General features: G+C 61.7%; 14 protein-coding genes. 10 read left to right on the top strand and 4 right to left on the bottom strand.

Annotation, left to right across the window (positions count from 1 at the left end):
• Nucleotides 1-4: 4 nt before the first annotated feature.
• The 3 genes from FJV77_RS11420 to FJV77_RS11410 are packed head-to-tail and all read right to left on the bottom strand — an operon-like array spanning nt 5 to nt 1940.
• Nucleotides 5-1132 (bottom strand): WD40 repeat domain-containing protein, encoded by a 1128-nt coding sequence (locus FJV77_RS11420; RefSeq protein WP_142866909.1) that lies wholly within the window; start codon nt 1130-1132, stop codon nt 5-7.
• A gap of 14 nt (nt 1133-1146) precedes the next feature.
• Entirely contained in the window at nt 1147-1479 is a 333-nt protein-coding gene (locus tag FJV77_RS11415; protein WP_142866908.1) for a hypothetical protein, read from the bottom strand.
• Nucleotides 1476-1940 carry a hypothetical protein gene (locus FJV77_RS11410; RefSeq protein WP_142866907.1) on the bottom strand — a complete coding sequence of 155 codons (465 nt, stop codon included), beginning with the start codon at nt 1938-1940 and terminating at the stop codon, nt 1476-1478. Before FJV77_RS11410 ends, FJV77_RS11415 begins: the two co-directional genes overlap by 4 nt.
• Before the next feature lie 561 nt (nt 1941-2501).
• On the opposite strand from FJV77_RS11410, the gene FJV77_RS11405 reads away from it, so the two are divergent.
• The 10 genes from FJV77_RS11405 to FJV77_RS11360 all read left to right on the top strand — a co-directional run bounded on the left by FJV77_RS11405 (nt 2502) and on the right by FJV77_RS11360 (nt 12876).
• Nucleotides 2502-4175 carry an aromatic/alkene/methane monooxygenase hydroxylase/oxygenase subunit alpha gene (locus FJV77_RS11405; protein ID WP_210246348.1) on the top strand — a complete coding sequence of 558 codons (1674 nt, stop codon included), beginning with the start codon at nt 2502-2504 and terminating at the stop codon, nt 4173-4175.
• 55 nt (nt 4176-4230) lie between these two features.
• Nucleotides 4231-5292 carry a 2Fe-2S iron-sulfur cluster binding domain-containing protein gene (locus FJV77_RS11400; protein WP_142866905.1) on the top strand — a complete coding sequence of 354 codons (1062 nt, stop codon included), beginning with the start codon at nt 4231-4233 and terminating at the stop codon, nt 5290-5292.
• Between the two features lie 49 nt (nt 5293-5341).
• Nucleotides 5342-6400: an aromatic/alkene monooxygenase hydroxylase subunit beta gene (locus FJV77_RS11395; RefSeq protein WP_142866904.1), complete on the top strand. Its 1059-nt coding sequence runs from the start codon at nt 5342-5344 to the stop codon at nt 6398-6400.
• A 17-nt stretch (nt 6401-6417) separates the two neighbouring features.
• Nucleotides 6418-6789 (top strand): MmoB/DmpM family protein, encoded by a 372-nt coding sequence (locus FJV77_RS11390; RefSeq protein ID WP_140756853.1) that lies wholly within the window; start codon nt 6418-6420, stop codon nt 6787-6789.
• A gap of 71 nt (nt 6790-6860) precedes the next feature.
• Nucleotides 6861-7883, top strand: coding sequence for an amidohydrolase family protein (locus FJV77_RS11385; RefSeq protein WP_142866903.1), 1023 nt, complete (start codon nt 6861-6863; stop codon nt 7881-7883).
• Nucleotides 7884-7888: 5 nt separating this feature from the next.
• Nucleotides 7889-8686, top strand: coding sequence for an iron-sulfur cluster assembly protein (locus tag FJV77_RS11380; protein WP_142866902.1), 798 nt, complete (start codon nt 7889-7891; stop codon nt 8684-8686).
• A gap of 77 nt (nt 8687-8763) precedes the next feature.
• Nucleotides 8764-10395 carry a molecular chaperone GroEL gene (locus tag FJV77_RS11375; RefSeq protein ID WP_142866901.1) on the top strand — a complete coding sequence of 544 codons (1632 nt, stop codon included), beginning with the start codon at nt 8764-8766 and terminating at the stop codon, nt 10393-10395.
• Nucleotides 10396-10433: 38 nt separating this feature from the next.
• Nucleotides 10434-11477 carry an NAD(P)-dependent alcohol dehydrogenase gene (locus FJV77_RS11370; RefSeq protein ID WP_142866900.1) on the top strand — a complete coding sequence of 348 codons (1044 nt, stop codon included), beginning with the start codon at nt 10434-10436 and terminating at the stop codon, nt 11475-11477.
• 72 nt (nt 11478-11549) lie between these two features.
• Nucleotides 11550-12239: an MIP family channel protein gene (locus FJV77_RS11365; protein ID WP_142866899.1), complete on the top strand. Its 690-nt coding sequence runs from the start codon at nt 11550-11552 to the stop codon at nt 12237-12239.
• A 163-nt stretch (nt 12240-12402) separates the two neighbouring features.
• Entirely contained in the window at nt 12403-12876 is a 474-nt protein-coding gene (locus tag FJV77_RS11360) for a DUF1097 domain-containing protein (protein WP_185970274.1), read from the top strand.
• A gap of 99 nt (nt 12877-12975) precedes the next feature.
• Here the strand turns inward: FJV77_RS11360 and FJV77_RS11355 are convergent, their stop codons facing one another.
• Nucleotides 12976-15027, bottom strand: a complete 2052-nt coding sequence (locus FJV77_RS11355; RefSeq protein ID WP_246691220.1) for a sigma-54-dependent Fis family transcriptional regulator — start codon at nt 15025-15027, stop codon at nt 12976-12978.
• Nucleotides 15028-15081: the final 54 nt, after the last annotated feature.

The raw sequence follows: 15081 nt of genomic DNA, 5'->3' as shown, positions 1-15081 counted from the left end.
TCCGCTATTTGAACATCTGCGCTGGAAAGGTGATGATGGCCGCGGTGCCGTCGACCATGCCCGCAGCCAGATGCCGTCCGTCGCCGGACCAGGCAAGCGCGGTTACCCCACTGCCCAAGGGCCGGACGAGAAGCTCGTCGCGTCCGCCGATCTGGGCGACGGTGATCCGGCCGTTGGCGTAACCCGCCGCGACGAGTTTCTTCTCCGGATGCGCCGCCGCCGTTTCTACCAGAACGAGACCGGCGCGACCGGTCTCCAGTGCTCCGGCGCTTTCGCCGTCAAGCGGCGGTGCGGTCATCGACCAACCGGCAATCCGGAACGCACCCGAGGCAAGCAGCGCGTTCGCCGGCTGGCTCCAGCACACTGTGCGGACCGGCGAGGGAAATCCCGCGATGACGCCGCTAAGACCATCGGCGATGCTGATCAGGGCAAAGCCGCCCGTTTCGAGCCCGCTGGCCAGCCATGTGCCATCGCCGCTCCAACGGATCGATGTCGGGCGCGCCGGAAAGGCAAAGTCTCGGATCAGGCTGGCAGGCCCTTCGACCGCCCAGATCGACAGCCCATTGCCCAAGCCGCAGGCGAGGCGGCGTCCACCGGGGGAGAAGGCCAGTGCGTCCGTCGACGATGTTGCACCGCGTTCCAGTTTCGTCACATCGCCGAGATCGCGGGACAGGAAGACATCGCGCCCGTCGCTGACCGCCGTCACGGCTGTCCGGGCACTATGATCGATGGCGACGATGGGCCCTTCGATCTTGATCGGCGTCTCCGCAGCTTCGCCGTCAGCCGTCAGATGCACTGCTTTGCCGGCCGCCGTTCCGATGAGGAAGCTGGAATCCAGATAGGTGGCGAGGAGGGCATCGCCTTCGCCAAATACCGCGGAGGCGATCAACGGCACCGGCGGCTTCTCGCGCGGGCGGATGGTCGTCTGGCCGAGATCGCCGCTTACCCTGATGCGCGCCTCCGGCGGTTCCCTGTCAGCAACCGCGGCTATGGCGACGGTTCCGTCCACGGATGTGAAAGCAACGGTCGAACCATCGGCGCTGAAGCACAGATCAGCGACCGCCGACGGTCGACGCCAGCTGCGTGCCAGCAGGTCGAACAGGGTCAGGTTTTGCATCGTCTGCTGGTTCACTTGTGTCTCTCCCATCAGTCTTCGTTCACTGTCGCCGCAAGCTCGCGATCGACATCCGCGATCTGGCCTTCGGCAGTGGCGATGCGAGTCTCACACGCCGCGCGTGAGTTCATGATCGCCTTGGCGCTCTCTTCCGCTTCATGCAAATCCTGCACCAGTTGCGCGCTGGCGCCGCTCCTGCCGATCTCCAGTTCCACGCGCAGCAGATCCATCTCGAGGCCAGCGAGTTTCTGATTGAGCCGCAATGCTTCGGCGGTGAGCGCCGAGACGTTTCCGACAAGAGCCAGCCGGCGCTCGAGCAGCGCCTCTCGCGTAGTGGCTTGCCTGTTCACCGAACCCGCCATCATTTGTCCTCCCCGGCTGCCGGCCCGGTCGGGTTTTCGAAAGCCGAAAGCAGCTTAGGCTCCGACTGGAACTGCTTCTCGGCCGTTTCGATGTGGCTCTTGAGCTGATCCCAGATATCGACGCGGATCATCGATGTGGTGTCGCCGGTGAGGCGCTCGATCTCGTCGACGCGGAACTGGCGCGTCAGCGAAACGCCGGAAAACACGAAGTCGCGTAGCAGGATCGCATGGCTCTCGATGAACAGATGGATCATCGGATGGGTTTGCGGGGTGACGCCACCGGCAGCAAGCTCGGCCCGGATGAAGTCCTGGAAATGGCTTTGCAGCCGGTACTGGCTTTCGCCCATGAAACGCATGACGAAAACCAGGTCGCGCGGCATCAACCTGACCAGATCTCCGGTCACCCCGTCGGCCTGGTTGGAGATTGGCGGGGCTGAGCCCCGGTTGTCTTTGTCGTTCGGCATCATCTTTCTCTGGCACCGCGCCCGTCCAACGCCTGCCTCTAGATAGTAGAGAATGATCGTAAAATGAATAGATCTCGAAAGAATTTGATTATTTTGCAGAAGCTAACTGAATATATTGCAGTGCAAACATGCATAAATGTTACATTCGTAATATACATGTGTAAAATATCGCTACAGTTGCCCATGCGTTTATGAGCGGAACGGGCTGAGGTTTCGCTCAGCGCGTGGCTCACGGCCCCTGTTTTCAAACTGGCACGGCGATTGCTTTACCTATTTGCATAAGAAGCCCATCGCGCTTGACGCGGTGCCAAAAGAACGAAGGACCGGAGGAAGCAGGACAGGTACATCCGCTTCGATACGCCATCGCAAAATGCGGTTGGCGTCTCGCGGCCCCCTGCCAGACACCTCGAAAACCTTTGCCGCGATCCACTTGAATGGCCGGACCATGAGTCGCGCCTGAATGCGCAACCCTTTGTCGTGCCGTTCGCACTCTCACTGGCGGTGCCGTGCGCCGCTTCATGCCGGGGTCAAGGGACCCGCGGCTCAACCTGGTGGAGGCTTATGACGATGACGTCTCTGACGCTCAACAAGATCACCTCGCAACGCGGAATCTCCGTGGGCGAAGCAACCAAGAAGATCGCCGACCTCGGCTGGAATCCTTCCTACGTCCAGGAAGCGATGACGTTTCCGACCGACTACAAGATCAACAAGACGCCGCGCGACCCGATGAAGCAGGTCCTGCGGTCCTATTTCCCAATGCAGGAAGAGAAGGACAACCGTGTCTATGGCGCGCTCGATGCAGCGTTGCGCGGCGACATGTTCCGCAATGTGGAACCTCGCTGGGTCGAGTGGATGAAACTCTTCCTGGCCATCATTCCCTTCCCGGAAATCTCCGCCGCGCGCTCGATGGCGATGGTCGCCCGCATCGCGCCCGGCGAGGAACTCAGAACCGGCTTCACCATGCAGATGATCGACGAGTTCCGTCACTCGACGATCCAGATGAACCTGAAGAAATGGTATATGGAGAACTACATCGATCCGGCCGGCTTCGACATCACCGAAGAAGCCTTCGGAAAGTGCTACGCCACCACCATCGGCCGGCAGTTCGCCGAAGGCTTCATCACCGGCGACACCATGACCGCCGCCTGCATGTACCTGACCGTGGTGGCCGAAACCGCTTTCACCAACACGCTGTTCGTCGCCATGCCTTCGGAGGCCGCCCGCAACGGTGACTATGCGCTTCCGACCGTCTTCCTGTCGGTGCAATCGGACGAGAGCCGGCATATCGGCAACGGCCACTCCCTGCTGATGGCGGCGCTCAAGGAACCGGAAAACCACCTGCTGCTCGAGCGCGACCTGCGCTACGCCTTCTGGCAGAACCACGCGATCGTCGATGCCGCCATCGGCACCTTCATCGAATACGGCACCACCAACCGCGACAAGAACAAGGAGTCTTACGCGGAAATGTGGCACCGCTGGATCTATGAGGACTACTACCGCACCTACATGCTGCCGCTCGAGAAATACGGCATCAAGGTCCATCACGACGACGTCCAGGCTGCCTGGGAACGCATCACCAAGAAGAACTACGTCCATAAGGTCGGGCAGTTCTTCGCGGTCGGCTGGCCGGTCAACTTCTGGCGCATCGAAGCCCAGACCGACGAGGACTTCGAGTGGTTCGAGCACAAGTATCCGGGCTGGTACGCTGAGTTCGGCGATTTCTGGAAGTGGTACGCCAAGCTCAGCCACAAGGGCGAGAAGGTGCTGCTGTTCAACAGCGACGTCGGCTACGTCTATCCGCACCGCTGCTGGTCCTGCCTCGTTCCCTGCCTGATCCGCGAGGACATGGTGGTCGGCGAGATCGACGGCCAGTTGCACACCTTCGCCCACGAACTCGACAAGTGGACCGCGACGGTGGCCTTCGCCGACGAGTATCAGGGCCGTCCGACACCTGCCATGGGCCGCTTCAGCGGCAAGCGCGAGTGGGAGACGCTCTATGACGGCTGGGATCTGGCCGATGCGATCAAGGACCTGAACTTCGTCCGTTCCGACGGCAAGACGCTGGTTCCGCAGCCGCATATGCGCTTTGACGACAAGGAGATGTGGACGCTTGACGACGTGCGCGGCAACAAGCTCGGATCGCCGCTGAACGCGCTGCGTGGCATGTCGCCAGCGGACCGCGAGAAGCACCTGGCGGACTACGCCAAGGGCTTCACTATCACCCCCTGCAACTGATCAGGCCAAGGGGGCGGGTTCGTCCCGCCCCCGGCTCATCCAACTGGAGGTCCGCATGTCGGAAACCCACACGGTCAGACTTAGCCCGGTCGGCGTCGATTTCGAGGTCGAGCATGGTGAAACGGTGCTCAACGCCGCGTTCCGCCAGGGAATCGCCCTGCCGCATGGCTGCAAGGAAGGGCAATGCTCGGCCTGCAAAAGCGTGTTGCTCGACGGCGAAGCCGACATGCTGAAATACTCGACCTTCGCACTGAACGACATGGAGAAGGAGAGCGGCCACGTCCTTTTGTGCCGCTGCATCGCCTACTCCGATCTGGAAGTCGAGCTTCTCAACTACGACGAGGAGATTTTGGCGAAAGCCATCGCCGTAAAGACGTTCAAGGGCCGGATTGCTCTGATCGAGCATTTGACCCACGACATTCGCGGCATCGAGATCGAACTCGGCTCCCCGATAAAGTTCTGGGCGGGGCAATATGTCGACATCACGGTTACCACGCAAAAAGGGGAGACGATTACGCGCTCGTTCTCCATGGCAAATACGCCGGACCAAACCGAAAAACTCTGCTTCATCATCAAAAAATACCCTGAGGGAAAATTCTCCGGGGAACTCGATTCCGGAGGCATTAAGGTCGGAGCCGAGGTCACCGTCGTCGGACCCTATGGAACCTGTTTCCGAAGGGAAGAACGGCAAGGACCCCTAATCTTGGTCGGAGCCGGCTCGGGCATGTCGCCGATCTGGTCGATCCTCAACGACCATCTGAAAAGCGGCGAGAAACGTCCGGTCTATTTCTTCTACGGCGCCCGGACGCGCAACGACCTGTTCTATCTCGACAGGATCGCCGAGCTTGTCGGCCAACATTCGGAGGTCAGTTTCATTCCCGTGCTGTCGCACGCGAACGATGACGCCGAGTGGCAAGGCGAACGCGGCTTCATACACCAGAGTGTCGATGCCACGCTCAAGCAATTGGCGGTCGATGGGCAGGGCGATGTCCATGCCTGCGGCCCGCCGCCGATGATCGATGCGCTTCAGCCGGTCCTGTTCATGAACGGGTTCGAAACGGAGCGGATCTTCTTCGACAAGTTCACCACATCGGCAGGCGCAACCCCGGCCCATTGAGGGGCGGCCACGCAAAGCCAATCACAACTGCAACAAGGGAGAGAGAACTATGCCAGCAACCTCGAGTTCAGTCGGATCAGGAGCCGCCGGTGCGGCGATCTTTGCCGACTCCGACAGCCGGAAGTACCGGTATTTCGACCCGAAGGGCCAGCGTGCCACCCACTATGAGGACATGACGGTCGACGTGCAGCCCGATCCCGAGCGTTACCTGATCCAGGACTGGATCATTTCCTTCGCCGACGGCAAGGGCGCTTACGTCAAGCAGAACACCGCCGCGCAGAGCTCCAACTGGCATGCCTTCCGCGCCCCCGATCAGGAATGGGAGCGCACGCACTACCAGCGCCAGTCGAAGATCGAGACGATGGTGCAGAGCGTCATTAACAATGCGCGCAAGTCCGGTGCACCGAAGACCTTCGACAAGGCCTGGGTCAAGATCCTTCAGGCCCAGCTCGGCGCCTGGAAGCATGCCGAATTCGGGCTTGGTACCTCGCTGATGCAGGCGCAGCGTTACGGCTACACCCAGATGATCAACAACGCGACGCTGACCAACTCGTCCTACAAGCTCAGGCTTGCGCAGGACATCACGCTCTACCTTGCCGAGATCGGCATGGACCTTCCCGGTTGGGACGACGAACTCGGCAAGAAGACCTGGCTCGAGGACAACAACTGGCAAGGCACGCGCGAAGCGATCGAAACCATCATGGGCGCGACCGACTATCTCGAACAGTATTTCGCCATCAACATCATCTTCGAGCCGTTGGTCGGCGAAGTGTTCCGCTCCGGCTTCCTGATGCAGATCGCCGCCGCCAACCATGACTTCATAACACCGGCGGTGATTTCGGCGGCCGAAGCCGACTATGAGCGCAACCTCGCCAACACGATCGACCTCATGCACCTCCTCGCCAATGACGAAACGCATGGCGCCGCCAACCGCAAGCTCTTCCAGGGTTGGGTCAAGAAACACGGCGCGCTCGCCGACAAGGCAGCCACCGGCCTGCAGCCGATCTGGTCGATGCCGCATTCCAAGCCGGTCGCGTTCGCGGATGTCCGTGCCAAATCCGACGAACGGATTGGCCAGATCCTTGGCGAACTCGGCCTCAAGCGCTGAAAAAAGGGGAAATTGTCATGTCACTATCAGCACGCGATGCCACGCATTCCAACATCTTCAAGGAGATGAAGGACATCACCTTCGAACAGACGATTTCGCACCAGTGCGGCGTCACCATGAACGACTCCGTCGAAGCCAGGGCCATCGCTGAATTCATGGGCAAGAAGCCTGGGGTGACGATCACCTACCAGCCGGCGCTGATCCGCATCGACGGTGACGGCAAACTGATCTTCAAGATGGACGCCATCGGTGAATACCTCGGCCGCGAAATTTCAGCCGAGACCTTCGAGGTCAACACCTCCACCCACTACGGCCGCATGGTTCGTGTCGACGACAACACGGTGATCCTGTTCGGCAACATGGACGAGATGTTCGAATACATCGAGTAGGCGCCAAAAAATGGGCGCGCCGCCGACGTGCTGCGCGCCGAACCGATCAACGCCATCCTGCGGAGGGAAGAATGTTTAGAACACCGGAAGGCAAGGATATTTTCGTGGTCGACGGCCACACCCATTTCTGGGACGGCAGCCCCGAGAACCAGAAGAACATCCACGGCAAGCAGTTCATCGAGTGCTTCTATGCCTATCACACCGGCCTGAGCCCCAAGGACCAGTTGTGGGAGAAGTCGAAGTTCGAGAAATACAGTGCCGACGACCTCTATCGCGACCTGTTCATCGACGGTCCCGATGATGTGGCGATCGTCCAGTCGACCTATCTCAAGGACTTCTACAAGAACGGCTTCAACACGATCGAGCGCAACGCCGAGGTGGCCAAGCGCTATCCGGAGCGTTTCATCGTCAATGGCGCCTTCGATCCGCGCGACGGTGAGAAGGCGCTTGAGTACATCCACTTCCTCAAGGAGACCTACGACGTCAAGGGCGTGAAGATGTACACGGCCGAATGGAACGGCGCCTCCAAAGGCTGGAAGCTCACTGACCCCGATGCCTACAAATGCTTCGAACTCTGCGACAAGCTCGGCATCAGGAACATCCACGTCCACAAGGGTCCGACCATCATCCCGCTCAGCAAGGATGCCTTCGACGTGCATGACGTCGACCACGCGGCGACGGATTTCCAGAACCTCAACTGGATTGTCGAGCATTGCGGCCTGCCGCGCCTCGACGATTTCTGCTGGATCGCAACGCAGGAAACCAACGTCTATGGCGGCCTGGCCGTGGCGCTGCCCTTCATCCATTCCCGCCCGCGCTACTTCGGCGAGGTGATCGCCGAACTGCTGTTCTGGATCGGGCCGGAGAAAATCCTGTTCGGTTCCGACTACGCGATCTGGACGCCGCGCTGGCTGGTCGAGAAATTCTGGGCCTATCAGATCCCGGACGACATCGCCGCGGAACGCGGTGTGCAGCTGACCGACGAGATCAAGGAGAAGATCCTCGGCCTCAACGCTGCGCGTCTCTACAACATCGATGTCGAGGCCAAGAAGAAGGTACTCGCCAGCTCGCCCTTCAGCATCGCGGCGGAGTAGGGGCCATGGCAACCGCCAGCGTTTCCAGCAGCCGCGAGAAGGAACTCTGGCGGCGCCTTGGTGAGGTCAACGACCCTGAGCTCGACGAACCGATTACCGAGATGGGCTTCGTCGAGCGGGCCGCGATGGCGGGCGATGGCAGCGTGGAGATAGACTTCCGCCTGCCGACCTATTGGTGCTCGCCCAACTTTGCCTTCCTGATGCTAGACGGCGTCCGCAAGGCGCTCGACCAGCTCTCCTGGGCGCCCGCCTATCGCGTCAAGCTGCACGATCACATGTTCGCGGAAGAGGTCAATCGCGGCATGGAAGCCGGCAAGACCTTCGGCGACATTTTTGCCGTGCTTGCCGAGGATCAGGATCTTGGCGCTTTGCGTGAGACCTTCAGGATGAAGGCATTCAAGCGGCGCCAGGAGGCAGTCTTGCGCGGCCTCAAGGCGCACGGTCTGACCGATCGCGAAATCATCGGGATGGACCTGCCGGCATACGACGTCGCGCGGTTCGAACCGGGCGAGGCGGCCAAACAGCAGCCGCGGTACCGGGCGGCTCTGCTCGAGCGTTTTCCCGACCGCCGGGCCGACGCCCCTGTGTTCGTGACCTGGGAAGGGCAGAAAATCCCGCCGAGCGCACTCAGTGCCCACCTCGCCGAGCTGCGCGGTGTGCGCATCAACATGGAGTTCAACGGCGCGCTTTGCCGGGGGCTCAAGCAGACCCGATACAAGGAACTGGATGTGATCGACGGCGAACCGACGCTGGTCGATTTCATCATGGATCGCGTGCCGGCTCGAGCCGCGCCGACCGCCTGAGGCTGAACTGACAACAACGGCCTCCCTCGCACGAGGCCCCTAACCAACAACCCGCCCGTAAGGCGGAAGGAGGAATCATGCCCAAAATTATGCTTCACAATTCCGAGGCCCGCCGGGCTCTTGCCCGCGGCGTCTTTCGCCTGGCCGCTGCCGTCGAGCCGACGCTCGGCCCTAAAGGCATGAACGCCATGATCGACCGGCCGATCGGCACGCCGATGGTGACCCGCGACGGCGTCAGCATTGCCTCCGAGATCGAACTGCACGACCGCTTCGAAAACATGGGTGCGCAGGTCGTCCGTGAAGTGTCGATGCAGACCAACGAGGTCGCCGGCGACGGGACCACGACTGCCATCGTGCTCGCCAACGCGCTCATCCAGGGTGGCATCGAGGCGAATGAGCGAGGCGTCAAATCGGTCGATCTCTGCAAGGGCATCGATCTTGCGGTGGCCGCGGTGGTGGCCGCCCTCAAGGCTTCGGCCAAGCCGGCAAAGGGCAACGGCATCCTGGCTTCGGTCGCTAACATCGCGGCGACCAACACCAAGCTTGGCGCACTGGTGGCGGAAGCCCATCAGCGCGTCGGAGCCGAAGGCGTCATCACCACGGACTTCAGCGTCACCACCGAGACCACGCTCGACGTTGTCGAGGGCATGTCCTTCGAACGCGGCTATCTCTCTCACCACATGGTGACCGACCAGGAGAAGATGGAGGCTGTTCTCGACCGCCCCTACATCCTGATGACCGATCTCAAGATCAAGGAACCCGAGGCGCTCGATGCGGCGCGCCGCATTGCCGACGAGGACGGTCGACCGCTGCTGATCGTGTCCGAGGAAATGTCGCCGGAAGTGGTGGTGACACTGCTCGGTAAGCAGGGGCCTGGAAAATACCTCGTTGTCCATCCGCCGGAATACGGCCATTGGCGCAAGGCGATGATGGAGGACCTGGCCATCATCACCGGGGGCAAGGTGATCGCTCGCGACCTCGGCGGTCGGCTGGAGGACATCACCGCAGACGATCTCGGAACGGCTGATCGGGTGAAGACCAGTTCGTCCTACACCTCGATCATTCGGGGCGGCGGCGACCATGCCGCAATCGCATCGCGCCGCGCCCAGGTGCAGCGGCAGTATGAAGCCTCGCCGCCCAACATCGACCAGGACAAGCTGCGCGAACGTCTGGCCAAGCTCTCTGGCGGCACCGCGATTCTTTATGCCGGCGGTGTCACGCCGGTCGAGCAGAAGCGAACCATTCAGCTCATCGAGGATTCGCTCAATGCGGTGCGCGCCGCATCCGAGGAGGGCGTGGTCGCCGGCGGCGGCTCGGCGCTTGCCCAGATCGCACCGCTGCTCGACAAGGTGGCGGCCGATGTCGGCGGCGACGTCGCCGAAGGCGTGCGCCTGGTGCGCTCGGTGCTGTCGCGGCCGCTCTGGCGCATAGCCGCCAATGCCGGCGCCGATCCCGAAGCAGTCGTGGCGGAAGTCACGCGCATCAACGGCGGCTACGGCTACAACGCGTCTGCCGGCAGCTACCAGAACATGTTCGAGGCGGGGATCATCGATCCGGTGCGCGTCACCTACACAGCACTCGCCAACGCAGCTTCGGTGGCGACGCTGATCCTGACCACCGAAACGCTTATCGGCCATCTCGCCGAGGACGAGGACCCGACAGCCGGCCCAGCTCGCGGCGGCGGCTCTGAAAAGCTCGGCCGCGCCTGAAGCAATCCGAACATTCTCGACGTCGAAAGGATACGACGATGAAAGCTGCCAGACTCTACGAATACGACCCTAAGATGAACGTCCAGCTCAAGATCGAGGAGGTCAAGGCCCCGACGATCACTTCCCCCGATGAGGTCATCGTGCGGGTCGGCGCCGCCGGCCTCTGCCGCACCGACCTGCACATCATCGAGGGTGTGTGGAAACCGACCATGGATCCCGAAGGCACCCTCTTGCCTTACATCATGGGCCACGAGAATGCCGGTTGGGTCGAGGAGGTCGGCAGCGGCGTCAGGTCGGTCAAGCGTGGTGACGCCGTGATCTGCCATCCCTTCCGCTCGTGCGGCATTTGCCTCAACTGCCGACATGGCGAGGACATGTACTGCGACAATGGCCAGTTCCCCGGCCTTGGCATGAACGGCGGTTTCGCCGAGTACTTCATCACCAGCGAGCGCTCGCTGATCAAGCTGAACGCCAATGTCACGCCGATCGAAGTGGCGCCGTTGGCCGACGCCGGCATCACCGCCTATCGGGCAGCCAAACGAGCGGCGAAGCTTTTGCGGCCGGGCAGCTATTGCGTCCTGCTCGGCATCGGTGGGCTCGGGCACATTGCGCTGCAATCCCTGCATGCGATTTCAGGCTGCCGCATCATTGCCGTCGACCGAGAGCCGGCCGCGCGCGTGCTGGCCAAGGATCTCGGCGCCGACTTCGTTCTCGATGGCGGGCCAAATGTCGTCGAGGAGGTGAAGGCGATCACCGGCGGCGGGGCCCATGTGGTCATCGACTTCGTCGGCGAGCTCGGCGTCGAGAACATCTGCTGGAAAATGGTGCGCAAGGGCGGGCAACTGTTCGTCGTCGGCTATGGCGGCAATATCAACGTGCCGACCGCGCACCTCGTCATCGAGGAGATCAACATCGGCGGCAGCCTGGTCGGCAATTTCACCGAGCTTGTCGAACTGATGGAACTCAACGCCGACGGCAAGGTGAAGATGCACTACACCGAATACAACCTCGCCAGCATCAACACCGCGCTCGACGATTTCAAGAACCGGCGATTCACCGGCCGCGGCGTCATCGTACCCTGAAACATTGAACCGGACTTCGCGCGGGCGCGTGCGGTGTCCGGTTCACACCATCATCCAGAGGGAGAGATACATATGAACAAATACGTCTGTGAATTCATCGGAACCTTCGCGCTGGTTTTCTTCGGCTGCGCGACGGTTCTGTTCATGCGCTCCGAAGTCGGCCTCCTGGGCGTCGCCATGGCCTTCGGCTTGTCGGTGGTGGCGATGGCCTATTCGATTGGGCCCATTTCAGGCGCCCATCTCAATCCGGCGGTAAGCCTCGGCTTCTTCGTCGCCGGCCGAATGAAATCCAATGATCTCATCGGCTATGTGGTCGCGCAATGCGCGGGGGCGATCGTTGCATCGGCGGTGCTCTACGTGATCGTGCAAGGCAAGGGCGGCGGCTACGACGTGGCGGCAAATGGCTTTGCCCAGAACGGCTGGTCTGCCTATTCCGCAACTTCGGCCTTCCTGTTCGAGGCGATCGCCACGTTCCTGTTTCTGCTGGTGATCCTGCACGCCACCGCCGAAGGCGGCGCCGGTCCTCTGGCTGGTCTGGCGATCGGCCTGACGCTGGTCATGATCCATCTAGCCGGCATTGCTGTGTCCGGATCATCGGTCAATCCGGCCCGCTCGCTCGGTCCGGCTCTGTTCTCTGGCGGAGCGGCGCTATCGCAGCTCTGGCTCTATATCGTGGCGCCCTGCCTGGGCGCCGCCGCCGCCGGGCTGGCATTGCGCGCTGGCGTAATCGGCACGGCCGAAACGGCGGCGCAGCCGGCCTGATTGCTTGCCGGATCCGGCCTGCAAATCTTCTTCAACCCCGTGGCGGACGCCATGGCGTTTTGCGTGTCGGGGACGTCAGCGAAGCGCGATCCTGAAACGAATGTCTTTGCTTCGAGGTTTGGAAAAACGGGAGGACAACATGGATCTTATTACAGGACTGGCCGTGGTCATCGGCATCATGGGTGGCATTGCAACATGGGCGGCAATCACGATCGGCAGTCCTTATCTGCTGATCTGGGCGGTATTTGTCGGCTGGGGCAGCTTTTATCACTGTAGCGGCAAGGAAGCCGGGTTCAGGAATTCGGCGGTTGCAAATCTCTGGGGGGCGATCTGTGCGGCCGCCGCATTGATAGCACTGACGTCCATCGGGGTTACGGCGATCATGGCCGGCATTTGCGTCGGTATTTCAATCGTCCTCCTGATTCTCGCCGCCAAGCTGCCGTTGCTCAGCGCCATTCCGTCAGCGGTCTATGGCTACGCAACGACCGCCGCACTTTTTCTGCTTGGTGCCGCCGCCTATGGCGAAGGTGCCAGCGGCATAATCAAGGTCGCAACCGCCGTGGTGATCTCGCTGATCATCGGCAATGTCCTTGGCTATGTCTCCGAGAAAGTGACTGGTGCTGTCGTAAAGACCTGATCATCCCGGCGACCACTGCTTCCGGGCAACTCAGTCGCCGAACATTCCCGAGCCCGTGGCGCGAATGCCGCGGGCTTTTTTGCCCGTGGCAGGCCTGATCTAGAGGAAGCCCCGCCGAATGCCGTATTGGCCGAGCTTGCGATAGAGCGTCGGCCGCGAGATACCGAGCCTGACGGCGACCTTGCTGAGATTGCCGCTCTCTGCCGCCAGCGCGTTCTTGATCGCCTGGCGTTCTGCATCCTCGAATGTGCATACCGGTGCCTCGAGCATGGCTGCGGGATGGTCGCTGTGGATGGCCGTGTTGTTGCGGTTGCCCGCACTGATTTCGCCGGGAAGATCCTGGAGTTCAACGGTGCCGCCGCGCGCGAGCACATGCAGACGCTCGACCAGGTTTTTCAACTCGCGGACATTGCCCGGCCAGCGATAGGCCAGCAGCGCATCGAGCGCGTCGTTTGAAAATTCCAGCGGATCATTGCCGGCCAGCGCGGCGATCTGGCGATTGAAATGCTCGATCAGCAACAGGACGTCGTCGCCGCGCTCGCGCAGCGCCGGGACATGAATCGAGACCGCCCCAATGCGGTAGTAGAGGTCGCTGCGGAAGCGCCCGGAAGCGACTTCCTGCTTGAGGTCGCGATTGGTCGAGGCGACAAGCCGGACGTCCACCGGTCGACCCTTCGAGTCGCCGATGCGATGGACCACACGCTCTTCCAGTACACGCAGCAGGAACGGCTGGATCTCGAGCGGCAACTCGCCGATTTCATCAAGGCTGAGCACGCCGCCATTGGCCATTTCGAAGATGCCCGGCTTGCCCTCACGCGAGGCCCCGGTGAAGGCCCCGGCCACGTGCCCGAACAGTTCGCTGCCGAACAATTCCTTGGTTATCGCCCCGCAGTTCATCGCGATGAACGGGTCATTATCCGTGCGCCGGCTGCCGGCATGGACAAGCCGCGCAAACAGCTCTTTTCCAACACCCGTTTCGCCTTCTATCAGCAGCGAGGTGACGCCGTTCGACCGCGCCACGCGGGAGGCGACATCGACCGCAGCCAGCAGCTTTTCGCTTTCGCCGACGATCATTGCGGCGGCCGTCTGCAGCTGTTTGTCCGCCTGCCGGTCAATCACCATCACGCTCGAAACGGCGGGCATAGAAGGGAATACCAGCGCCGCGCCACGCAGGTCGCCATCAAGCTTCAGCGGCGTGACATGGCAGGAACGCAGATGCGCCGGCAGGGCCTTTGCGAGATCGGTCTCCGAGCCGGAGGCCGGCAGGTTCATAAGCCAACGGCCGCGCCCGGGTTCCATCGGGCCGTCCATCATCTCCGTCGTGTCGCCGTTGGGCACGTTGTTGCAGAAAATCGCCCGGCCGCGATGATCGACGATGACCAACCCGTCCTTCCGGCGGTAGCTGGGCGCCGAGGAAATGAAGGCTTCGAGCAGGCGCGTGCGCTGCTCCTGCTGCTGTTCGGCGAGTGCCTTTTCGATCTGCCGGGCGGTGGCGGCAACTAGCGCCGTGTTGTGCGGCCGGAAGATCGGCGAATAGCCTGACAGATCAACGACGCCGATGATCTTGCCATCCAGGGGATCGCGGATCGGCGCACCGGCGCAGGTCCAGGATTTGATGCCGGCGCAGAAATGTTCGGCCGCGTGGACGAAAATCGGTTCGCCCGTCCAGAGCGCGGTGCCGATGCCATTGGTTCCGACGGCGTCCTCGTTCCATTTGCCGCCGATGCCTAGATGAATGTCCATGCCGTCATGCAGCGTCTTCTTGTCGCCGATGGCATCGATCAGCACGCCGTCGCTGTCGGCAAGCACCAGCATTGCTCCCGTGCCGTCCAGCAACTGGCCAAGGGAAGCGAACGATCGCCGCGCCGCCGAAAGCAGCTCGGCATTGGCCCGGGTCAGGTATTCGATTTCGTCACGGTCGCTGCTCAACGGTGCTTCGATGCCCTGCGCATTGATACCGCCGGTGGCGCTGCGATACCAGGAATCGTGGATCAGGGAGCGAACGTGGATCGGATCGCGAGCGCATGCCGGCTCGTCGGAAAGAAAACTCTCCCACGCGCGCATGGTGGCGCGCTCATCATAGTCGATCTTGTCTAGAACCAGCTGCCCGGTGGCCATCGACGCACGCGTCGGAAGAGCATCGGTTTTCATCGGATTGGGCCCGCTCGGGTGTTTCATTCAGTCATCACAGTACCTTTGGGGTAT

Origin of the sequence: Mesorhizobium sp. WSM4306 (genome assembly GCF_007003975.1) — a bacterium.
Lineage (GTDB): Bacteria > Pseudomonadota > Alphaproteobacteria > Rhizobiales > Rhizobiaceae > Mesorhizobium.
Note: the sequence above shows the minus strand (reverse complement) of the source record. Positions and strands in the feature narration are given on the sequence as shown.